The organism is Nostoc edaphicum CCNP1411, from assembly GCF_014023275.1.
GTDB lineage: Bacteria > Cyanobacteriota > Cyanobacteriia > Cyanobacteriales > Nostocaceae > Nostoc > Nostoc edaphicum_A.
On the sequence record NZ_CP054698.1, the window covers coordinates 7,521,921 to 7,546,284 of the forward strand.

General features: G+C 40.6%; 14 protein-coding genes. 5 read left to right on the forward strand and 9 right to left on the reverse strand.

The features are described 5' to 3' along the window. The first annotated feature begins 247 nt into the window (after positions 1–247). The 5 genes from HUN01_RS33980 to HUN01_RS34000 all read left to right on the forward strand — a co-directional run bounded on the left by HUN01_RS33980 (position 248) and on the right by HUN01_RS34000 (position 12,000). A complete protein-coding gene (locus HUN01_RS33980; RefSeq protein WP_181929849.1) occupies positions 248–1,795 on the forward strand; it encodes a DUF1565 domain-containing protein in 1,548 nt (515 codons plus the stop codon). A gap of 582 nt (positions 1,796–2,377) precedes the next feature. Then, the gene (gene argZ / locus HUN01_RS33985; RefSeq protein WP_181929850.1) at positions 2,378–4,489 is read left to right on the forward strand and encodes a bifunctional arginine dihydrolase/ornithine cyclodeaminase; all 2,112 of its coding nucleotides are present in this window, start codon (positions 2,378–2,380) and stop codon (positions 4,487–4,489) included. A gap of 34 nt (positions 4,490–4,523) precedes the next feature. Continuing rightward, positions 4,524–5,048: a DUF2085 domain-containing protein gene (locus tag HUN01_RS33990; RefSeq protein WP_181929851.1), complete on the forward strand. Its 525-nt coding sequence runs from the start codon at positions 4,524–4,526 to the stop codon at positions 5,046–5,048. 333 nt (positions 5,049–5,381) lie between these two features. After that, entirely contained in the window at positions 5,382–5,942 is a 561-nt protein-coding gene (locus HUN01_RS33995; RefSeq protein WP_181929852.1) for a RidA family protein, read from the forward strand. Between the two features lie 619 nt (positions 5,943–6,561). Further along, positions 6,562–12,000 (forward strand): ATP-binding sensor histidine kinase, encoded by a 5,439-nt coding sequence (locus tag HUN01_RS34000; protein ID WP_181929853.1) that lies wholly within the window; start codon positions 6,562–6,564, stop codon positions 11,998–12,000. Between the two features lie 444 nt (positions 12,001–12,444). On the opposite strand, the gene HUN01_RS34005 is transcribed toward HUN01_RS34000, so the two are convergent. The 9 genes from HUN01_RS34005 to HUN01_RS34045 all read right to left on the reverse strand — a co-directional run bounded on the left by HUN01_RS34005 (position 12,445) and on the right by HUN01_RS34045 (position 24,364). Beyond that, on the reverse strand, positions 12,445–13,644 hold the full coding sequence (locus HUN01_RS34005; RefSeq protein WP_181929854.1) for a DUF4159 domain-containing protein: 1,200 nt from the start codon (positions 13,642–13,644) through the stop codon (positions 12,445–12,447). Between the two features lie 59 nt (positions 13,645–13,703). Then, the gene (locus HUN01_RS34010) at positions 13,704–14,735 is read right to left on the reverse strand and encodes a phage tail protein (RefSeq protein ID WP_181929855.1); all 1,032 of its coding nucleotides are present in this window, start codon (positions 14,733–14,735) and stop codon (positions 13,704–13,706) included. 121 nt (positions 14,736–14,856) lie between these two features. Next, positions 14,857–17,055 carry a putative baseplate assembly protein gene (locus tag HUN01_RS34015; protein ID WP_181929856.1) on the reverse strand — a complete coding sequence of 733 codons (2,199 nt, stop codon included), beginning with the start codon at positions 17,053–17,055 and terminating at the stop codon, positions 14,857–14,859. Between the two features lie 100 nt (positions 17,056–17,155). Further along, positions 17,156–17,569 (reverse strand): GPW/gp25 family protein, encoded by a 414-nt coding sequence (locus tag HUN01_RS34020; protein WP_181929857.1) that lies wholly within the window; start codon positions 17,567–17,569, stop codon positions 17,156–17,158. Between the two features lie 149 nt (positions 17,570–17,718). Further along, on the reverse strand, positions 17,719–18,105 hold the full coding sequence (locus HUN01_RS34025; RefSeq protein ID WP_181929858.1) for a four helix bundle protein: 387 nt from the start codon (positions 18,103–18,105) through the stop codon (positions 17,719–17,721). A 24-nt stretch (positions 18,106–18,129) separates the two neighbouring features. Then, positions 18,130–18,627: a PAAR domain-containing protein gene (locus tag HUN01_RS34030; RefSeq protein ID WP_181929859.1), complete on the reverse strand. Its 498-nt coding sequence runs from the start codon at positions 18,625–18,627 to the stop codon at positions 18,130–18,132. A gap of 29 nt (positions 18,628–18,656) precedes the next feature. Then, positions 18,657–20,390, reverse strand: a complete 1,734-nt coding sequence (locus tag HUN01_RS34035; RefSeq protein WP_181929860.1) for a VgrG-related protein — start codon at positions 20,388–20,390, stop codon at positions 18,657–18,659. Positions 20,391–20,606: 216 nt separating this feature from the next. Beyond that, a complete protein-coding gene (locus HUN01_RS34040) occupies positions 20,607–21,161 on the reverse strand; it encodes a CIS tube protein (RefSeq protein WP_181929861.1) in 555 nt (184 codons plus the stop codon). Between the two features lie 38 nt (positions 21,162–21,199). Then, the gene (locus HUN01_RS34045) at positions 21,200–24,364 is read right to left on the reverse strand and encodes a hypothetical protein (RefSeq protein ID WP_181929862.1); all 3,165 of its coding nucleotides are present in this window, start codon (positions 24,362–24,364) and stop codon (positions 21,200–21,202) included.

Sequence of the window (24,364 nt, forward strand, 5' to 3'; positions counted from 1 at the left end):
CTGCTTCTCCCTTTTTTAGTTGATGTTCGTAGTAATCACTTTAGTGCTTAAAAATCCAGGACTAAAGTCCTGACTACAAACTTATTCTCTCCTCAAAATTAATGGGACAGATTAGTAGTGAAACCGAAAAGCATTTGCGTCATTTTTTATTTCCAGTGAAAAATACTTTAAGTTACTTAATGCATCAACCGCTACCTACTTTCATGGTTAGCGCTAGGATAGCTATGTATTTTATTGAAGTATAAATATGGCTCAAACTTTTTACGTAAATTCAGTATCAGGCAGCGATACCAACCCAGGTAGCCAACAAGCCCCCTTCAAAACTATTACCCAAGCCCTCAAGGTAGCTACTGTTGATACCAAGATTCAACTAGCAGATGGTAATTACAATGCTGCTAGCGGTGAAGTCTTTCCGTTAACGATCGCATCTGGGGTGACAGTGGTGGGTAATGAAACCAACAAAGGCGATCGCATTTTGATTGAAGGGAGTGGTAATTATCTAAGCCGTACTTTTGCTGGTCAGAATGTAACATTTGTGCTTCTGGATAAAGCTGAACTACGAGGAGTGACTGTAACAAATCTGGCTAGTCGTGGTAGTGGTGTCTGGATTGAATCAACTGCCCCTACTGTTGCCAATAGCACCTTCAAAAACTGTAAGCGGGAGGGTGTATTTGCTACAGGCGAGGCTAATCCAGTTATTCTAGGTAATGTGTTCAGTGAGAATGCAGCCAATGGAATTGCGATCGCAAAAAATTCCAAAGGCCAAATTGAAAATAATACCTTCTTCAAAACAGGTTTTGGCATCGCTATTAGTGATACTGCATCACCCATCCTTCGAGATAACAGAATTTACGAAAACCGTTCTGGAATTGTCATCTCTGGTAGTTCTCGTCCCCTATTACGTAATAATGTCTGTGAAAATAATACTGACGATGGCATCACAGTAATTGGAACTGCCCTACCAGATATCGGCAGTACTAATAATCCAGGAGGCAATACTCTACGCAATAACGGTAAATTTGATTTGCAAAATGCCACTTCCAATAAGCTGATTTCTCTAGGAAATAAAATAGATGCGTCTAAAGTCACTGGAAATGTAGAGTTTGCAGATAGTTCGGTTCCAACTCCAACACCCACGCCAACTCCAACTCCAACGCCAACGCCAACTCCAACTCCAACGCCAACGCCAACTCCAACTCCAACTCCAACTCCTACTATCGAATTAACCGATATTGCGAATCATTGGGCAGGTGGGTTTATTCGGGAATTAGTCAAATTGGGAATAATTAATGGTTTCCCCGATCGCACATTTAAACCCGATGCAACCATGACACGGGCACAATACGCCGCATTACTGGTAAAAGCTTTCAACCCATCGCCCAACCGCGCAGTGATCAAATTCAAAGATGTACCAGCAGACTTCTGGGCATCTAAAGTTATTGAGCAGGCATATCAAGGTTCATTTCTCTCTGGTTTTCCCGACAATACCTTTGGCCCTAACAAAAATATTCAGCGTGTGCAAGTCATTGTCTCTCTGGTGAATGGACTTAAGTTATCTGCTGATGGTACAGCAAACATCAAAGTTTTTGATGACCAAGCCAAGATTCCTGAATATGCCAAAGATGAGGTAATAAAAGCTATAGACAAGGAAATTATCGTCAATTACCCGAACCTGAAACAACTCAATCCTACCCGCGATGCTACACGCGGTGAAGTAGCGGCGATCGTGTATCAAGCTTTGGTAGATGCTGGTAGTGTAGCAGCAATCAACTCGCCTTATATAGTGACTGCTTGATTGGTCATTTGTCATTTGTCATTTGTCATTGGTCATTTGTCAAATGGCACTAAGTTAAGATACAGCCCTTGCCCCAACTGGTTCCCAGCCTCCAGGCTGGGAAATCATTCTCGGAGGCTCCGCCTCCTCTTTCTTGACAAGAGGCCGAGCCTGGAGGCTGGGAACGAGGATACAATAAGTCTTTTGGCTTTTCTTAGTGCCATTCGGTCATTGGTCATTGGTCGAGTTTTTTGGTACATACCTGGCCCGAAGTTAAGCGAAAAAATTTTCTATGACTTCGGACGCCCGTATTTTGTTGCAAAGTAGATAGAGAAAGAGAGCGATCGCAACCAATATTTGCTATTTGCTGCTTATCATGGTGTTTTTTCTTGCCCCTTAACCGAGCAGTTTTGACATTATTGGCATTTTGCCACCTTCTGTACTTATTACCATCTTCGAGTAATAGAATTAGTAACGAAGCCTTTGTAAAGCCTTCGACTATCAGAAGGTAGAAGCTTTAGTAGCAGATTTTACCAAGTGTAGAAAAACAAAAATCTGTATTCAAAGTAAGCTTGTAGCATATAAAACGCTTGTAAGATTTTTATGACTTCCCGGATTCGCTTTTTAATGTGTCCTCCTGACCACTACGATGTGGACTATGTGATTAATCCTTGGATGGAAGGGAATATTCACAAATCATCGCGCGATCGCGCCGTGGAACAGTGGCAGGGACTACACCAGATTCTTAAAGAACACGCCATTGTAGACTTAGTACCACCTGAAAAAGGTTGGCCTGATTTGGTTTTTACCGCCAACGCTGGCTTAGTACTAGGGGATACTGTCGTCCTCAGTCGCTTTTTACATAAAGAACGTCAGGGAGAGGAGCCTTTCTTCAAACAATGGTTTGAGGATAATGGTTATACAGTTAATGAACTTCCTAAAGATTTGCCCTTTGAGGGAGCAGGAGATGCACTGCTAGATCGGGAAGGACGCTGGTTATGGGCAGGATACGGTTTCCGCTCGGAATTAGATTCTCACCCTTATCTAGCTAAATGGCTGGATATTGAGGTGCTCTCCCTGCGACTCATCGACGAACGTTTCTATCATCTGGATACCTGTTTTTGTCCCTTAGCAAATGGCTATTTGCTGTACTATCCAGGCGCTTTTGATTCTTACTCCAACCGCTTAATTGAAATGCGAGTCGCACCCGAAAAGCGAATCGCCCTTGCTGAAGCCGATGCAGTCAACTTCGCTTGTAATGCGGTAAATGTGGACAGCATTGTGATCATGAACAAGGCGAGTGAAGCTTTGAAAACCCGCCTTGCAGATTTAGGTTTCCAAGTGCTGGAAACACCACTGACAGAATTTCTCAAAGCTGGTGGTGCGGCTAAATGCTTAACTTTGCGGGTAACAGAACCAGTTAGAGATGAAATTCATGCCAATGTCTCGGTAGAAAGCCGCGTCATTCGCATGGAAGGACACTTACTCGACGCTGGCTTAATTAACCGCGCCTTGGATTTGATTATAGATGCCGGGGGAAGTTTCCAAGTCCTGAATTTCAACTTGGGAGAACAACGGCAAAGTACTTCAGCCGCAGAGGTGAGGGTATCAGCACCATCTCATGAGGTGATGGAAGAAATCATCTCCCTATTGATTGATTTGGGTGCAGTAGATTTACCCCATGATGAGCGAGATGCCATCCTGGAGCCTGTGATCCAAAATGGTGTTGCGCCCGATGATTTCTACGTAAGTACAATTTATCCTACCGAAGTCCGAATAAAGGGTCAGTGGGTGAAGGTAGAAAATCAGCGGATGGATGGCGCGATCGCAATTACTCAAACTCCTTCTGGCTTAGTTGCTCGGTGTAAAATCCTCCGCGATTTAGAAGTTGGCGAACAAGTAATTGTAGATGTATTAGGCATCCGCACCATCCGCAAAACTGAATCACGCGAACAACGCAGCACTCAAGAATTCAGCTTTATGTCGGCGGGTGTTTCCAGCGAACGGCGTGTGGAATTAGTCGTTGAGCAAGTAGCTTGGGAATTGCGTAAAATCCGTGATGCTGGCGGTAAAGTAGTTGTCACGGCTGGCCCCGTGGTGATTCACACTGGTGGCGGTGAACATCTGGCGCAACTGGTTCGAGAAGGATATGTACAGGCGTTGCTTGGTGGAAATGCGATCGCAGTTCACGACATCGAGCAAAATATCATGGGCACTTCCTTGGGTGTAGACATGAAGCGGGGTGTCGCCGTTCGTGGTGGACACCGCCATCACCTCAAGGTAATTAATAGCATCCGCCGTTATGGCAGCATTCCTAAAGCTGTGGAGGCGGGGGCAATTAAAAGTGGCGTGATGTATGAATGTGTCCACAATAATGTACCTTTTGTGCTTGCGGGATCGATTCGGGATGACGGGCCTTTGCCTGATACCGTAATGGATTTGATTAAAGCACAGGAAGAATATGCCAAACACCTAGAAGGCGCAGAGATGATTTTGATGCTGTCATCAATGCTGCACTCCATTGGCGTGGGGAATATGACTCCGGCTGGTGTGAAAATGGTGTGTGTCGATATTAATCCAGCTGTGGTAACTAAGTTAAGCGATCGCGGTTCTGTAGAATCGGTAGGTGTAGTAACAGATGTAGGATTGTTCCTCAGTCTGTTGATTCAGCAGTTGGATAAGTTGACAAGTCCGTATGTAAATAAGGTAGGTTAAGAAAACGTAGACGCAAAGACGCAGACAAAGGGAAATGACAAGAGTAGCTTTCAGTGAAGAGTTGCAGATTAATGGGATCAGTTTGATAGCTGATTTCTTGTTGGTAGGAATGGTTTTTGGCCCGCCTATCGCTCCCTTTTTGGCTGCGTCTGGAGTGTCTTTGCTTCCTGGGATTGCGGACATCATTTATTTCATGGGTAATCATGTGTGTCCGCAACCAGAGATGGGGTTAGATTTAGCACCACCGTTTATTATGGCTGTGTGTATGCGCTGTTACGGCACTGTCACAGGTTTGCTAATTACTCGTCTGCTGTATGGGCTAACTGGTGGTAAAGGATTTTACTGGTTAAGTCAGTATGGTTGGAGTGGTGCTGCTTTAGCCAGTGTGCTGATGATGGCTTATCCTTTGGAATTAGCAGCACAAGTTTTTGGTTTGTGGAATTTTAATAACTATCTGGTTACGCCTTTTGGGTTGATTACAGGTTTGGCGTGGGGATTGTTTACCATGCCGATTTTGCACAGGTGGCAGGGTGCTAAAACTAGTTTGAACAAATTGTAGGTTTTATAAGAAGAATTCAGAACTCAGGAGTCAGAATTCAGTATGAATTCTGTACGACTGGGTGACGAATATTGGTTAAAACCGTACTTCGTCCCGCTGCGCTAACGCCCCTAGTGGGCGAAAAAAATTAAAATATTCTCGTCTTAAAACTCTATCCCTTTATGGGTAGAGTATTCTGAATTCTGAATTCTGTATTCTGACTCCTGTTTTATATGTTGCAATTGCGTGAGCACCCTTAAATTTACCTCTTAACTAGTGCTTTTTTACTCCAATTTGGTAGATAATAGAACTCAGTATGAGCAAAAATAGAGAACTCATATTTCAGGAGCTTTAATGACTAGACGTATTACCAGTGCTGTAAATTCACTAGTGGCAAACTTCTCGCGACGAAATGCACTTCTGTGGCTTGGAGGTAGCGGAGTAACTACCGCCTTGATGGTGGCAACACAAAATGAAGTGAGCGCCAAAGACAAAGACAAGCAAGAGTTGAAATTGGTGAACCCACCAACCTTATATAATCCAACCCAAAATGGTTATAGTCATATAGCTATTACACCAGCAAGGGCGAGAACCGTCTATATTTCTGGTCAATTTGGTTCGGATTTACAAGGTAATCTTGTCTCCGCTGACTTTGAAAAGCAGTTAATACAGGCTTTTAAAAACCTCCGTTATGCCTTAGCAGCGGTTGGTGCACAGCCACAAGATGTAGCAAAGACTACCGTTCTTATAGTGGATTACAACCAAAATAAATTGATCCCGTTAGGACGTGAAATTGGGAATTTTTGGGGGAATAAACCACCAGCAAACACTCTTATTCCCGTTCCTAGACTTGCACTTGACGGTATGTTGTTTGAAATTGATGCTTATGCGGTAATTCCAGAAAAGCGTGATTGAAAAAGAGGCAATGGAGCAAGGAGCCTCTCCATTAAACCAATTCGCAATTCGCAATAAATAATTGATGGGTAAATCCCCTGTAGAGACGGCGATTTATAGCGTCTCTCTAACTTGGCTCTTTAAAAGTTAAAGGGAAAGAGCGAAAGGTTTTTAATCCCTTTCCCTTTAATCTTTCTCCAGCCCTAATAAGGGCATTTTTGGCTTGAAAAATTATTAGATTATAGCAATTTGCGAAAATAATGTGACAGATGCGTAGGTTGGGTTAAACGTAGTGAAATCCAACAAAATTAAGGTTTTTAACGTTGGATTTAGTTCTTAAATCCAACCTACATCTGTCGTAATCATTTTTTAAAAAAGTACTACATTTTGCAGTTTCCTACTGAAAACCTCGACACTTTTGTGTGGGGTATTTTATGTCTGCATTTGATGCCTTAAAAATTTTTCTCCACTGCTGGACTTTAGAAATAATGTCTGCCTAAATTTGCTTGTCATCAATTTTTATCAAGAGCCTGGGAATTTTAAATCTAAAATTAACTCACAGTAATATTTACCAATAAACATTAAATTACCCTTACTAATTTGGGAACAATAAGTTTATAAATCACTAGGATTTAGCAATATGTTCAGCACTCATGTTAGTATTTCCGGATATCAAGTTATTGAAGAAATCTACAATGGTTCGAGAACTATAGTTTATCGGGGGTATCGAGAAACTGACTCATTACCTGTAGTGATCAAACTGTTGAAAAATCCATATCCCTCCTTCAATGAACTGGTGCAGTTTCGCAATCAATACACCATTGCCAAAAATCTCAACTCATCCCTGATCATCCAAACCTATAGCCTGGAGGTGTATCAAAATGGCTATGCGTTGGTGATGGAAGATTTTGGCGGCATTTCTCTCAAAGATTATTTTACTCGTGAACATACGCGAGATATCAGGTTTTTACAAGAGTTTTTGCAAATAGCGATCGCACTGTGTAACGCCTTAGAGATACTTTATAGTCAGCGCATTATTCATAAAGACATCAAACCGAGCAACATCTTAATTAATCCTGATTCCAAACAAGTTAAATTAATCGACTTTAGTATTGCCTCTCTATTACCAAGAGAAACGCAAACGCTAATCAGCCCCAATGTGTTAGAAGGAACACTAGCTTATATTTCTCCAGAACAAACAGGGAGAATGAATCGGGGGATTGACTACCGGACTGATTTTTATTCACTTGGTGTAACTTTCTACGAGTTACTCACAGGAAAGTTACCTTTTCAATCAAATGAAGCAATGGAGTTGGTGCATTCCCATATTGCTAAAATAGCACCCTTAATATATAAAATTAACTCACAAATACCACCTGTAATTTCAGATATCGTCAGCAAATTAATGGCAAAAAATGCTGAAGATCGCTATCAGAGTATATTCGGATTGAAGTATGATTTAGACATTAGTTTGTCTCAACTAAAGACAACAGGACAAATTGAAAGTTTCCCCATTGCACAACGGGATATGTGCGATAGATTTATTATCCCTGATAAACTCTATGGTCGAAAATTAGAAGTAGAAACCTTACTACAAGCATTTGAAAATGTCAGTCTAGGGGCAACAGAAATAACACTGGTAGTTGGATTTTCAGGGATTGGTAAAACTGCGGTTGTTAACGAAATCCATAAACCTATTGTTCGTCAACGCGGTTATTTTATCAAAGGTAAATTTGACCAATTTAATAAAAATATTCCTTTTTCCGCATTTGTCCAAGCTTTCCGCAATTTTATGGAGCAGCTATTAGCAGAAAGCAGTATTCAACTACAAGAATGGAAGAATAAAATTGTTCAAGCATTAGGTGAAGACGGACAGGTAATTATTGAAGTCATTCCTGAATTAGAAAGAATTATTGGCAGACAACCACCTGCACCAGAATTATCAGGTAACGCAGCACAAAACCGATTTAATTTATTATTTCAAAAATTTCTCCAAGTATTTACAACTAAAGAACATCCCTTAGTCATATTCTTAGATGACTTGCAGTGGGTAGATTCGGCTTCATTGAAACTGATGCAATTATTAATGAATGAAGCTAATCAGGGATATTTATTGTTAATTGGTGCGTATCGAGACAATGAAGTATTTCCCGCACATCCGTTGATGGTGATGTTGGATAAAATTCACAAAACAGGTGTAACTGTCAATAGGTTAATCCTGAAGCCGCTTAACCAATTACAATTAAATCAACTTGTAGCTGATACGTTAAATTGTGCAGAAAGTGTGGCGTTATCTCTTTCACAATTGATTTATCGTAAAGCTCAAGGTAATCCATTTTTCGCAACTCAGCTTCTCAAATCATTATATCAAGATAAACTGATTCAATTTAATTTCGTAGAGGGATGTTGGCAATGTGACATTTCCCAAATAAATCAACAAACTCTCGCAGATGATGTTGTTGAGTTTATGGTATTTCAATTACGAAGACTACCAGAATCAACTCAACAACAATTGAAGCTAGCTGCTTGTATTGGAAATCAGTTTGATTTAAAAACATTAGCGATTGTTTCTAAACAATCGGAGGTAGAAACCGCAGATTGCTTGTGGAAGGCTTTGCAAGAAGGGTTGATTTTGCCGCAAAGTGAGGTTTATAAGTTTTTTGTTGGTTCAGAAAATCAAGCAGCTACTCAAGAACATTCTGAGATGGTTGTATATAAATTTTTACACGATCGCGTCCAGCAAGCTGCATATTCACTCATTCCAGAAGCCGAAAAACAGTCAACACACCTGCAAATTGGGCGATTGTTGTTGCAAAATACACCTCCAGAGCAACAAGAGGCAGGAATTTTTGCGATCGCTAACCAATTCAATTACGGACTAGATTTATTAGAGGAACCTGGTGAACGAGAACACCTAGCCCGGTTAAATCTGATAGCTGGTTGTAAAGCCAAGAATTCCACTGCTTATGCGACAGCAGTTGATTATTTAAAAGTGGCGATGCTTCTATTACCGATAAATGTTTGGCAAAGTAGCTACGATTTAGCCCTTGCTGTTTACGAATCTGCGGCTGAAGCAGAATATCTCAATACAAACTTTGAGTCATCAAAATCATTAGTAGAGATTATCCTCAAAAACGCTAAATCTCCGTTAGAAAAAGTTCGTACCTATGAGATTCAAATCCAATCTTATACAGCACAAAATAAATTCGTTGAAGCAATAGCTACAGGTAGAGAAGCACTCCAATTACTAGATTTGACGTTACCTGAAGAAGGTAATCCTCAAATGATTTTTGATGAACATCACCAGTTGCAACAAATGTTGCTTCATCAATCAATTGCAGCATTGGCAGATTTGCCAGAAATAACCGATCCCCAAAAATTAGTTGCACTCCGCATTTTATCAGGTTTGTTTGCCCCGGTTTATATAGCCAAACCGATGTTATTGCCGCTCAAGATTTTTACAATGATCCGAATTTGCATCCAGTGTGGCAACTCACCACAGGCAGCTGTTGCTTACAGTCTCTACGGATTATTTTTGTGCAGTATTGGTGCAATTGAAGATGGTTATAACTTTGGAAAACTAGCAGTACAACTTTTAGATAAATTTCAAACCAAAGAGCTTAAAAGCAGAGTATATCTCACATTCAGCCTGTTTATTAAACATTGGAAAGATTCAATTAAATCCACATTAAGTTTATTTTTAGATGGATTGCAAAGTGGATTAGAAACCGGAAATTTAGAATATGTTGGCTATTGCGCCAATTGCTATTGTCAATTTCTCTTTTGGAGTGGAGAAAACCTAGAAAATGCTGTGTCGGAGGCGGATAAATATTGCGAACTAATGCAGCAGATTAAACAAGAGGTATCTCTCGTTTGGGGAAATATTTGGCGGCAGACAGTTCTAAATTTACAAGGAGAAGCGATCAATCCCTGTTGTTTAACTGGTAAGCATTTTCACGAAGTAGAAATGTTGCCAAATTTGATTGAAACTAACAATATCAATGGTATTTGTTATGTATTTTTGGCAAAAACGCTACTAGCTTATCTTTTTGGTGAATACGAATCTGCTTGGGAATATTCCCAAAAATTTGAGCAGTATGAACAGGGAGCAGCAGGCTTATTAATTGTTCCTTTGCGGAATTTCTATCAATCTCTGAGCTTGTTAGCCCTTTGTTCTCAGGTAAATGAAGCGCAGAAACAGCTTTATCTCCAGAAAGTAGCCCAAAACCAGGCAAAAATGCAAGAATGGGCAGATCATGCGCCAGTCAATTATCAGCATAAGTACAATTTAATTTTAGCTGAACAAGCTCGTGTAACTGGCGATCGCTTACAAGCCGCAGATTATTATGAAATTGCTATCCAAGAAGCGATCGCCAATGAATATGTTCAGGAAGTTGCGATCGCGAATGAACTTGCTGCCAAATTTTACCTAGAGTGGGGTAAAGAAAAAGCCGCAGAAGGATATCTGCAACAAGCATATTACAGTTATGCCCGTTGGGGAGCAAAAGCCAAAACTGATGACTTGGAAAAACGCTATCCCAAATTACTCAAATCCATTTTGCAACAGCAAGAATTCAACTTCAATCCCTTAGAAAGCATAGCCAGCATTTCCCGTACATCCACTTACGCTACCAGCAGTACTAATATTTCTGATGGTCTAGATTTAACCTGCATTCTCAAAGCCGCTCAAACCATCTCCAGTTGTATCGAATTAGACGTACTCATCAGCAGTCTCACTCGCATTATCCTAGAAAATTCTGGTGCAAAAACATCTGTATTAATTCTTCCTCAAGAAGATATTTGGCAAGTGCGGGCAATTACCTTTATCGATCAACAGTCAAATTCTCAGACTGATGTCAAAACCATTCTTGATTCACAACTACTAGATGCTTGCCAAGATATTCCTAGAAAACTGATCAATTACGTTAAGAATACCCAAGAAACTGTCATCATAGACAATTGTAAAACAAGTATTCCTGGTGTAATTGGGGAATATATGCTCCTACATCAACCTCAAAGTGTTTTATGTACGCCCATTATTAACCAAGGTCATTTGGTGGGGATTCTCTATCTAGAAAATCAACTGAATCAAGGAGTATTTACTAGTAACCGTTTACAAGTGATTAATCTACTATCTTCTCAAGCAGCAATAGCCTTAGAAAATGCTCGACTTTATCAGCAAGCTGGGCAAGCTTTACAAGATTTGCAACAAGCTCAATTACAAATTGTGCAAAGTGAAAAGATGTCTGCATTAGGTAACTTAGTTGCTGGAGTAGCTCATGAAATGAATAATCCTCTTGGTTTTATTGCTGCCAGTCTCCAACAAGCTAAACCAACATTGATTGATGTTACCAAACACTTGAAACTATATCAACAAAGATTTCCTACCCCTGGAGATGAAATTCTTACCCATGCCGAAGAAATCGATTTAGAATATAGCTTAGAAGATTTGCCCAAGATGATTGATTCGATGACGATAGCCTGTGACAGGCTCAAAAATATTAGCACCAGCTTACGTACTTTTTCTCGTGCCGATAGAGATTACAAAGTACCATTTAACATCCATGAAGGCATTGATAGTACAATTCTAATTTTAAAACATCGTCTCAAAGCCAATGATAAGCGTCCGGCAATTGAAGTAGTTACTGAGTATGGTGAATTCCCCCAAATCCAATGTTTTCCAGGACAATTGAATCAAGTATTTATGAACATTTTAGCAAATGCTATTGATGCATTGGATGAATCAAATATAGGTCGGAGTTTTGAGGAGATAACAGTTAATCCAAACCAAATTAAAATTAGCACTTCTTTAAAAGAAAACCAAGTTGAGGTGAAGATTGCTGATAATGGAAAAGGTATGAATGAATCAGTTAGACAAAAAATATTTGACCACTTGTTTACTACTAAAAGCGTTGGTAAAGGAACGGGATTAGGATTAGCGATCGCTCGACAAATTATAGTGGAAAAACATGGTGGCTCAATCGAATGTAATTCTTCTACAGAGAACGGTACAGAATTTGTGATGTTAATTCCAGTTCGACATGAAGCGGTAAATGTTGATACTTTTGCAAATTCCTGATCTGCTATTGAAAGCACTCTTGATTCCCAAGTTTCCACCCAGAGGTTATTTGAAAAGTGTTTCGCTATGACTTTAGGCACTTTTCGATCTCCCCTAACTCCCCTTAAAAAGTACTACGGTGGCTGTATACACAAGTCATAAAATAGTTTACTCACTTAGTTTTTCGCGTCAGTTTTACCCCACCCTAACCCTCCCCTTGCAAAGGGGAGGGAACTAGTACCGCAAGGCGGAATTAAAAATTAAAAATTAAAAATGAAGACAGTGTAAGGGTTTTGTTGATTGGGAATGGGTGGTTTATTTCCGTCGTGCTGTACTAGATTTCTTTTTTCCCCCAATGCATCGGTGGGATTAAAAGGGGTAATTCAAAGTCTCTCTCCTTTTAGGAGAGAGATTTAGAGAGAGGTTTTCCAGATGCCGTGAAAAGTCAGGACTAAAATACCACTTTCACCACTGTCCTGAATTATCTTCTTGTTGCAAACCAATTAACTGTCGCCGCTTCCAAGCATAGTGAAGAATATTAATCCCTAATTCCTGAGCTGTACGAATAGTCAATCTGGGTAAACTCAAATCTCTATCCAGTCCCCAAGCAGTTGCTAAATCTCCAATTGCTAAAATAATTCCTCCACCGATTAACAGTTTAATTTGCTGTTGATTAACCATTGGCAAGGCAGCAAATAAGAACGGTTTTGTCCTTAAAGGATGACTGCGTTGCAATTCTTCTAAAGGTCTTAAAGGACTTTCTAATTGTTGTGCTAAGGCTTGAGTACTCTCAATGAGAGGATTAGCATTTGTTGGTGCATCAACTAAAAGAACACCACCTAAATTTAAGTAATTTCTGAGGGATTCAAATTCGAGACTATTTAAAGATATGGCTTGTCCACCTGTTAGATAAAGTATGTCAAAGTCTTGGATATTTTCTGCTAAAGAAACCTGACCTGGTTCATCAGCCCCTCGCAAACTTGGGTATAGGGGTTCCACTGCTTGTAATAAATACGAAAGGCTGAAAAAATTACGCGCACATTCAGGATCGCTATGAGTCGCCTGCGCCATACAAACAAGTGCTTGGGGACGCATTTGTGCCTGACGGCGATAACGTAAATCAATATTGTTATATCCAGGAAAGAAAGCATCCGCAGGTTGGGTAATGTCAGTATGTCCTGGTTGCAGAAGTATCCGACATATTTCTATTTCTGAACTGGCTGGTGTAGAGTTTCTTTGGTCAATTCGATAAGTTTCTTGAACAATATCTCTTTGCTGTCCGCGTCGCAATTCATCAGGATCTACATAGCTAACTACTAAGTAGATCATGAGCGGTTCAGAACTTACTACTTCTATATCAATGGGAAAATCATAAGAAGTCGGTACAACAATTAGATTACCTGCTAAATCAATTGCAATACCAGGTTGAATTTGCACCCAACGTCCATCTCGATATCTCGCTTCAACTTGGCTTGGGGCAGTCACATCTCGCACGCCCAAACCACAGACAATTCCCGGTTGGTTTAAACTTTGATATTGAGCATTTTGCCGATTCCGGTGATATTCATGGGCTGTGCGCCAGCGTTCTGCATTGATTAGTAACCCGTCTGCGGCTTGCAAGCGTTCAAAAGATTTAATTGGTGGAGGTGGGAAAGGATGAGACATAGTAATTTTAGATTTTGAATTTTAGATTTTGGATTAAATGTTACTTTATTATGAATTATTTAATTAGAGGGATTTTCGATAGATAATTCATAGGTGCAAAAAGCGGGTTTTTCTTGCTCTATAATTCTTTGGATAAGTTCTTCGTTGATGATGCCACTAGAAATGTTGGAACGCAAACGCACTATAAAATGATATGGTTGTCCACCTGCTAAAACGGCATTTCCTAATTGGGCATCTCCTATAATAAAACTTGGGCCAAAAGGTTCTGTAATACTAATATGTTTATCGGCTTCATTAGGTAAATGTTCGTCTAGCGGCAAACCAGTATAAAGATGTAAATAGAGACGCAATCCTTTACGAGTTCCCCGCCAGCGATAAAGTTCTACAGCCCGGCGAATTAAACGTCGCTGTTGTTGGAGATCCCAAACTGAATCTACTTGCCAAGCAACCCAATGAGCCATAAATGGTAGTAGTGCTTGCGGTGCTGTCAAGGGATCGAGGTTTGCCCACATGACATTGTAACTATTAACTATTGGTTGAAAAGCTTGCTCAAATATCTTCATGAAGCGACCAATAAAATCCACTTCCCGATACAAAATTGGCAAGAATTCCATGTAGGCAGTGTAGGGACGGATGTATAAATCGAAATATTCGCTTCTTTCGATTTGTTCGTTGTCCGTGCCTGGGTCTATATGTAGAGTAATTAGGCTGCGAAAATTGAGTGTTAGTTTGTCTTTTTTTCCAGGGGAAATTGCTTCCTGGTCTTCAAAAAATGTGTCGGGAATTGAGAAGTAGAGAACAGCGTCCATTTGTCCACGAGGCGGTATCTCACTGCCTTCTGTACCAATCTGACACCACTGAGATGGAAAGTTTCCTTCAACGCTTAAGCTTACCCGCAAAGGACGTTGTTCTAAGTTTTGCACTTGCACAATCATCTCGCTGGGATGTCCAGGATGCAAGAGCAAACTACGTCCAGCTACATCGATATTTTCTGCATTTGCAAATGCTAAACCTGCCACAGGTAAAGCTTCAGGAATTTGCATCGGCGTTAATTGAATGCTTACAGCTGGACTAGAGCGACTTTGAACCATAGGATTGAGAATGGGGAATGGGGAATGGGGAATGGGGAATGGGGAATTGAGAATGGGGAATGGGGAATGGGGAATTGGGAATTGGGGCGAGAATAACTACTGACAAATGACAAATGACAAATTACGAATTACGAATTATTTGGATGTCGTGATTTGAACGCAGATTTGTATCAGCCCAAGAACATATCAAACCTTCTGATCCCGGATCAATCAACTGTTCTGGGGATGGTTGTCGTCGCCAATTTTCTCCTTGCTTGCGGATGGGAAATAGCAAAACAGGGCCTAAATGACGCACGCCTGGGGTTTGTTGCAGTAATGCCACAATATCTGATGTATAAACTGGTCGTCCAAATGGCCAACCTTTGCCGTCGATTCCTCCAGTTAAGGGATTTAAATATTTATACAGCGATCGCCTTAAATTCCGACGAATTTCTTCGCTGGCAAAAGGATTATTGTATGCTGGCTCTAAAGCAACTTCTGTCTGTACAGAAACACCTACGTAATTCGGCTCTTGTAACTCTACTTGTACCCCTAATAAGCGTCTTTCATCTAAGTAACTCAAAATTTGCTCTTGCAGGGCATTACTGAGGGCAAATTCTTCTGGTGTCATCCCATCGCCTTGAGCGATCGCATCTGTATTTGCATAAGGTACTACCAGTAAACTAACTATACCAGCTTGTCTCCGAGAATTTGCTGGCAAGCAACGGACGCGAGCGATCGCACCAGCACCCGCCTGTTGAGTTAAAACTTCAAAATCTTCAGCGGTGACGGCGCGATCGCGCGTGCGGAGGATGCGGGGAGCCTTCATCACAGCTTGTTCTAGTGACTCTGCATCCGCTCCATTGATTGCAGGTACACGATTGACCACACTAGCAATATATGGATATGCAGATTTCAAAAACTGGATTGCCCCAGTTTGAACATTACCTTCTCTACCACCGCCTGTACGATAAGTAACCATTCTAATTTCTGAACCACGGGGAGGAATCGCCCCATATTGGTGTTCTGACTGGTTATTTTCCAGAACTTGTACAGATGTGTTATCTAGCGATGGTTCTTGAATCCGCGTTCTTACCTGTGTTTGTTGTTTAAGTTGGCTAGGTTCTCGAATCAGTGGCCCAAATTGGATTGTACCCGTGATTGAATCGATGGTGTAATGAAAATTATGCGGCCCAGAATCAGCAAAATCTCTCACCTCAGTCCACTTTTGAGGCAAACCACCAGCCGGAGTAACTAAAATATACTCATTTTCTCGGCGTTCTAAAATTGGTGCTGTTTGTAACTGGAAACTCTGACCAGGTGTACCATCACTAATTCCTAATCGCTCATCTTGAATCAGCGTACTGTGGCTAGCCCTAACAGTACCACCAATTGACTGCACTGCTAAACCAATAATCCTTGGCGGACGATTGTAACCAGTTTCATTGGCTTCAGTGGAAACAAAGCTACAGCGCAACCAGCGACCTCGATAAGAGGTAAAATTAGCCACAGGCCAAATCTGCGGTAGATGCAAACGTACCTCTGCACCTTGAGACGGGTTTCCACCCTGTTGAGCAATTTCATAAAAACTAAACCCGCGAGTTTTATCATCTGACTCTTGCAATAAAACTGGCTGCCAATTTTCTCCATCCCAGGCTTCCCACTTGCGGGGTGGTTGATTGGGGTTAATCCCAGCAGGAGTAGCCGCAGCTCCCTGGAAAATAATTTCTAAAACGTTAGCGTCTAAAGGATCATCAGAATTAATTGCTAAATAAAAGCAGTTACCAGGCTGGGGTTCCTCTTCAAAAATCGGTTGTTCATTACCTGTCCAGAAACCGTTAGATTGACGAGTCCATGAAGTTGTGACTCTTTCGCGCAGAGATTGGGGAATATCTTCGGTAGTTTGGGCAGTTAAGAAATGTTGGATGCGGGGTTTGCCGATAATTAAAGGAGAATCTGTGCTGAAGGTAATCGCTTCTGTGGTTTCAGTGCGGATAGTTGAGGCTTCCAATCCTGCTGGAATCGTGTAGGCTTCAGGTAGTGCAGCGCTTAAATAAAAAGTTAATTCCGTGCGGGCTGGGGCGGGAGGCTGGAGACGGATACCCAGTAATTCGAGGAAAGCAACATAATTTTTTCGGGGTACTTGGTTGAATCTGAGCAACATTTGGTCAGTTAACCAAGCAAACAACTCAATTAGCGTAATTCCTGGGTCGCTGAGGTTGTGGTCTGTCCATTCTGGACAGTACCGAGGAATACGCATGATACATTCTTGCACCAAATCATCAAAGGCGCGATCGTCTAAATTGGAAGAAGGTAATTTCGGTAAAAAGTCAAAGTTCATACCAATTTAAAATAAATAATGTGACAGATACAAGCCTAGAAACCCAGATGAAATTTAGCTTCTCAATTTTTAATTTTTAATTCTTAATTCTTAATTGGTATCACGATTCCTCCCCAGCTGAAACCAAATAATAAGGATAAACAAAACTATAAATATCGGGGCCGTCTTTGAGTCGATAATTGATGATGATATCCACTCTGCCACGCACAGGGTCAGGATCGGTGACAACTTCATCGATAGTAATGCGTGGTTCCCAAACTTCTAAAGCTTCCAAAACATAAAGACGGATTCGCAGTAGGGTATCGCTATTCATGGGTGCAAACGCCAGTTCCGACAAGCGCGAACCAAAGGTAGGCCGATAAACCCGCTCACCTACTCCCGTGCGGAGGATAATCCAAATAGATTCTTTAACTTTTTGATCTTCACGGCTAAGTTGTATCCCACCTTGCACACTTAAATGCAGTGGATAAGCCCAACCTGTTCCCAAATAGGCTCGATCGCGACCATAAACCATATCTGGCACTTAGACAGCTGTTACATGGATATCTTCAAAGATATCGGCACAGATGGTTTAAGCCTATTCGCCAAAGGTCGAGGATGAAGCGGGGGGCAGGGAGCAGGGAGCAGGGAGCAGGGGGCAGGGGGCAGGGAGATGATGGATAATTAGCGTTTTATGAGCCAGGGGGATGGATTGTTGATTATGATTACTAGAATGCCTAAAACTCGGTTGTAATTTCCATAAAGTTCTCTACCTGTATCAACATCTAAATAACTACACTTGACAGCAAATTTCAACCAAGTCTGAGTCTCTGCTGCCTCTGCTTCCGAATCATTTAACTTAGCTACAAAAGCAGCTTCATATCGACGTTTTCTCCATGCTTCCGCCAGATTTGCACATACAGAACGTGACGATCTACGAATTTGGTCGGTCAACGAATATCTCTCTTCTACAGGAAACTTCTTGGATAGTTCAAATATTTTCATGGCTGTATCAAATGCCATTTTGTATACTTCCAAGTCTTCATGACTTTTAATTGGTTCTTTTTCCATTCCCCCTGCCTCCTGCCTCTCCAATCAGCCGCCAATCAAAACAGTGGGATTACCTTTGATAATTTTATTCGGTGGCCCTAATGCTTCTAAAATAGTGTCGCCCATCCGAGAGGCAGGTAGATTGTTAATCAGCACAGTCTGACTACCATCAATCACAACCCCAGGGCCGTGAGGAGGGACAGGCAAGGGTGTCGCGCAATTATGAATATCAGCACCTGCTGCTGCTGCTGCGATCGCACTACCCATAGTAGAAGCTGCCGTTGTCTTTGCAGTTTGTTCGGCGGCTAAGGCAGCAGGTGCCCCTGGTGTACCAGCCGCCGCTAAAGTAGCAGCCTCAGCCGCTTTGATAGCTATATCAGAAGATGTTTTAGCAGACTGCAAACCTGGTACTGCTGCTGCAAGTACGCCCCGCCACGCAGGTAAAGACCCAATCAACACATTGGGACTACCCGGCCCTCCTGTTAAAACTGGGGGTAAAGGGTGCGCCACATTGTCGGTAATTCTTGCTGCTGGTCTACCCATCACAACCTCCTATAATTACGAATTACGAATTAATTAAGTCGAATCAACGCACCTTTGACTGTAATCGTACCGTTGGCTGAAATGTCTATATTTCCAGCAGCATCTAATGACATATTACCTGTTGATTTCACTGAAACAGATTTACCCATATCGTCCATTTTGATTTTATGGCCGCCCTTGGTTTCAATCTCTATGCACCTTTGACTGTCATTGAGATATATTTTGTGACCGTATTCAGTTTCTACGCGAATACCTTTTTTACTACTTCCTTTATCTTCTTCAACAAACTGTAAAACATGACCTACACGAGTTTTAATGGTACGTAATCTTACACCACTTGTAACTGAATCCCTTACTTTTTCTGGTGGTGCATCCTTGCCATTCCATACCCCACCAATGACGTAGGGACGGTGGATATCGCCATGTTCAAAACCTACTAAAACTTCATCGTTCACCTCTGGCAAACAGTCAAAACCTCTGTTAGGGCCTGCTCCCACAGCTACAACTCTCGCCCAGTCACTTGTATGATCTTCAGTGAGAGTGGGAAACTTGACCTTTACTCTACCCCATGCCTCTGGGTCTTTGTTATCAGTCACAATCCCCACTAATAAAGTCTCAGATGGCTGTAGGCGTTTTTCTGGGGATAGAGTTGTGAATAAGTTACCAGAACGGAGTCCCCGCACGCTGAACTCAGTTTCATAAACGCGCTGACTGAAGAAATGGCGGGTTTCTGTAACATAATACTTACCACTATAGCGATCGCCCATACCCTGAAGCTTAACAACTCGTCCAGGACGAATCTCAGGATTCCCTGATGCTTTGGCATCTGCATAAACAAATTCTCCTCCCAGTTCATCACACAAAGCCTGAGCCATTGTCTCTGCTTGTTTTTTGCTAGCAACTGGTTTATCAACAACAATCATTTTCGGTGACTTAAGATTGGAAAATGCATTACTAGTACTACTTCCTAGCTGATTACCTGTCTCGGTTACTTGCTTCTCTTTCTTGGCTGTTCCGCTAATCAATTTTTTCTGGGTATAGTCCCAAGCACGCACTTCCACAGAACTCACCTGTTCAGAACTGGTGACGCGAGTACTAAATTTACTAATATCAACTAGCCATTCTAGTGGTAAATCTCCCTGAGTTTTTGGCTTGCAAAAATTTAGTTTATCTTCTGTAATAAATAATTCAAAACCAATACGGGCAGCCCTTTCTCGCAAAAACTCCATATTAGTTTGATTTTCTTGGAATACATATTTATGAGCTTCGCCAGTTGGCTCTATATTGCCAGGTTTTATGCCTACTTCTTTAACTATTTTTTTAACGATATCGCTATCAGTTTCATTTAAAAAAGAACGATTATAGCGACCTCTGTGTAGACGATGGGAAATATCATAACCGCGAACAATGATATCAGCTTCCGATTTTTCATTGAAGTGAACTTCCATCGCTGTAATTTCGCCTTCTATCAGAACTTTTTCTACCTCATATTGAAAATTATTATCTTGAGTCGTACTCGAAGTAAAACCCAACTTTACTTTTTTGCCAATTTTAAACAACTGCTCATGTCGCCAAGCCCTGTTTTCTGAACGGTCAGATGTGGGAATATAGCTATTATGTATAACTAGCGTAAACATTGCTGGTAAATGAAGGCTTTCTTCTATTGTGATTTGCAACACATCCTTCATTAATTCAGGAGAAGCAGCTTGTCCTTCTATCTGGATTTTAGGTTCGCTTAGATAAAGGCTTTTTTTAGGAGGCATAAGTAGTAATCTATTGAAGAAGAATGCAGAATGCAGAATTCAGAATTCAGAATCAAGACGCTCGTGACGCTCGTTCGCCCTTGGCGTGCTGTAGGCAAGACTCGCTAACGCTGTGCTGTGCTATCCGCCAGTCATACAGAATACCTTTCCTGTATTCTGACTCCTGACTCCTGAATTCTGTTCGATAAATTTAAAATGTTCAAACAATCCTAAAATTTAAGTAGTTTTTCCCAGTTTGGAATTTGGCTGACGACTTGCGCCTTTAGAAGCAGATTCGCGTCCTCCAGGAAGGTTATTTTTATCTACTTCTTGTAATGCTATATCTACCAGCGCCCTGACTGGTGTGCCATCACTCAGAAACATATTTAATGTGTAAGTTAAACTCGTGATTACACAATAAAAATACTCTGTTCCCCATGTCAATATGTAAACAGGTGGGCGTTTATCAGTCGTTCTATTAATAGTTTCTACTCCTTTTTTAATATTATCTATATACTTCTTCATCACCGATTCTTTCGTTTCATAAGTATCATATAGTAACTGTTTGAGTGTAAATTTATAAGGCTCAACACCAGAAAAATTCACCTTCGGAAGTAAAGTAGTTCCTCTATTACCTTGCTTACTTTCCCACTTCACAGTTCGAGCAAAACTAATATCTGTAGGATTAAACATTAATTCAATATCTGGTGCTTCGCCGTTATAAGCTACAAGTTTGGCTTTCTCAAGTTGTGGTTGACGCTTTTGAATAACAATAATTGCAGGAGTTGCCATTTGAATATTTCTCCAAAAACTAATTCTTAAATACAAATTTACCAAGGTAATCTACCTGAGTAACCGCCATGACGCTCTCGCTCAATTTCTATCCGTTGTCGTAATCTGCTATAAATTTCACGGGCTAGAGCTTCAAGATTAGCTGTATCATCTTTATCACCTTCTTCAGAAGACGAGGATATACTCTCTATCGTCTCAGTTATCGGTTCTATTTCTCTAGATATGTCGGGTGGAGTGACTTCTCCACCATCAGCAAAGCCTCTAAATGTAGGAATATGTTTAGCAAAAATTTGTGGCGATTCTGAGACATGAGAAAATTCAGAATTTTTGCTATTAGATTCACCATCATTAAAATTAAAGCTAGTGAACTCATCATTATTTTCATTTAGTAAATCTTCAACACTTGACCATTGAGAAGGTGTATTTGACCATTGAGCAGATGTATTAATGCTGGAATTTGCTTTTCGGAAAATCAGAGGAGGTGATGAATATTGAGGTGAAGTTTCACCTACATCAATTGCTTGGTTTTGAAGAAGATTAAGCTGTGGAGAATTGAGTATCGAAAGTTTCTGTTTTCCAATATCTAACCCCAAGGAAGCAGGAGTAAAAGGATTAGATATTTGAGATGAGTTAGTCTCAGCGCTTTTTAGCTGTAATGAAGTGTCTGGAAAAGAATCGACTTTAGTCGGAGTCTCTGGAGAAGTTGTTTCTTCTGGTTCTTTAAAATTGGGTGTCTGTAAACTTGGAAGGATAATATCCTGCGGTGTACCACCAGTGTTGATGTGATGTAGTAGAGGTAAATTTTTCTGTGCATCTCTGGTATTAATCACAAACTCCCCAGGCGTAAGCATTGCTGGTACAGTATCCGAGGGTGCTATTTGCTGACGATTTTCAACGTGGGAGTCTGTCACATGACCACCAGTAGCATAACCTTTAGGTGCTGGCAAATTTTCTACAGTCGTATTTTGCTCAACTTTAGGTACTGTGCTTACCTCATTTTGTGAGGAAGTTGGTTCTTCTGGGATATCTGGATTATCTGAGGTATCAACAAAGGTTGATATTTCAGGATTTGTTACTGCAAAGGGAAATTCTGATTCTACTGGTTGTTCATTGTCAATAATTTCCCTGAAAATACTCTCAGTTTCAGCAATCTCAGGCGATGTGGCGTTAACTACTGGTGCTTCAGCAACTTCAGGCGATGTGGCGTTAACTACTGGTGTTTCAACAATCTCAGGCGATGTGGCGTTAACTACTTGTGTTTCAACAATCTCAGGCGATGTGGCGTTAACTACTTGTGTTTCAACAATCTCAGACGATGTGGCGTTAACTACTGGTGTTTCAACAATCTCAGGTGATGTGGCGATAATTCTTTCTGTTTCATTAATCTCAGGTAGCGCTAATATGGGCAGATTTTCTGTAGACTCGCTGGTAGTATTCTCAATATTGCTGTCATGTTCCAGTGAATTCATATTTTCTGAGACATCTGAAACATTAACCGATATAGCAGATTTTGACTCTGAAGTGACTAACTGTTCATTGCTATCAGAGTTTCTGAATAAACTAGGTGTATCTCCAATATTAGCGGAGGTAGGTGTTAACTCAACAGGCGCACTGACTTGAGGCTCACTCGTAACACTAGAATCAATTTCCTGTTGTAATGTAATAGGGATTTTTACAACTGAAGACTCAGAAATAGGTAGAGTAACATCCACTTTGGGCGCAAAGCTATCCGCCCCTATAATATTTTCATCATTCGCTAAAGTATGGACTAAGGTAGGTACATCATCAACTTCAGGTGAAGTAAATGCTGATGATAAAGCGGCTGAAGATTCAGAATTAGGTAGAGCAACATCTGCTTTGAGCGCAAAGCTATCCGTCCCTACAATATTTTCATCATTCGCCAAAGAATGAACTATGTCATCAACATCAATTGGGGTAACTTTTGAAGATAAAGCTGCATTTTCTAGAAAATTATCAGCCACAGCATTATCTTTGACAAAATCCTTTGCGGCACTTTCTGATATTAAGTCTGGTTCAATGGCTGGAATTGCCTCAAAATTTCTATTTGTATGTGGTGATTCTTCTGGCTGCGATGAAGAATTTACGGTTGGTGACACCTCTTTTTTCTGGATTAAATTTGTTTGGGAAGTGGTGCTTTGATTATCAACTATAGAAGGAACTTGATATTTAATATCCTGTTGTGGTGGCGTTGGGCTGACTGGGATATCTGAGATATTAACTGATTCTGATGCTTCAGTGATTATTTGTTGTTCATTATCTCTAAAGTTAATATATGGGACAACTGTTTGCTCTAAATTATTAGGTAAAGTGAATTCTAGAGGCGAAGTATCTTCTGTTTCACTTATAGTATCGTCTAAATTAATCTCTTCTGGTGATATCAAAATACTTTCTGTGACAGACGACTCTGCACTAGGCGAACTATATGGTAACTCAGAGTTTAATTGCTGACTTTCATTAGTAATATTCTTGAGGGAAATCGATTTATCTTCAATATTAGGTGAAGTAGATGTCGTTATACTATTAACAGAGTTATTGCTAGTTGTAGTATGTTCCGAAGCAATATCAAGTTGTAAAGGATCGAGTTCCGAATTAGGCTTAATCGATAGAGGCTCATCTGATGCTAATAAGCTATTTTCATTAAAACTAATAGGAACGTTACTTTTATCAATAAGTTTCTCAACATTCTTAGCCACTGATGATTTAACTGTTTTTTTAGTCTTAGATTTCGGTTTTGACTTTTTTTCTGGTGGCTGTTGAGATTTATTTGTTTTTTTAGATTTAGATTTACCTTTAAGATTTATTTCTGATGATGCATCATTACCCGTATTTTTCTCAATGCGAGTTGGCATTATCTCTGGAATACTGTCTTTTGTTGTTTCATTACTATTTCCTGGGGGAGTTATTGAATCAGAAGAATCCAACTTAAGTAGTGAAAACTCACTATTTATATCCTGAGTATCCCAACCAATTAATGGTTGTATCGATGGTTCATGTTCACGAGATAAGAAAAATTTAGAGGATGTTACTAATGCTGGTTTAGTTTGTATGGGACTGATAAAATTACTTCGTAGATTCAGAGAATGAGACTCTTTTCTCAATAACATTCTATGAGAATTAGATAAAGATGATATTATTCCAAGTGGATGAATATTGTTTCCCAGTGGAGATTGAATAATTTGCAT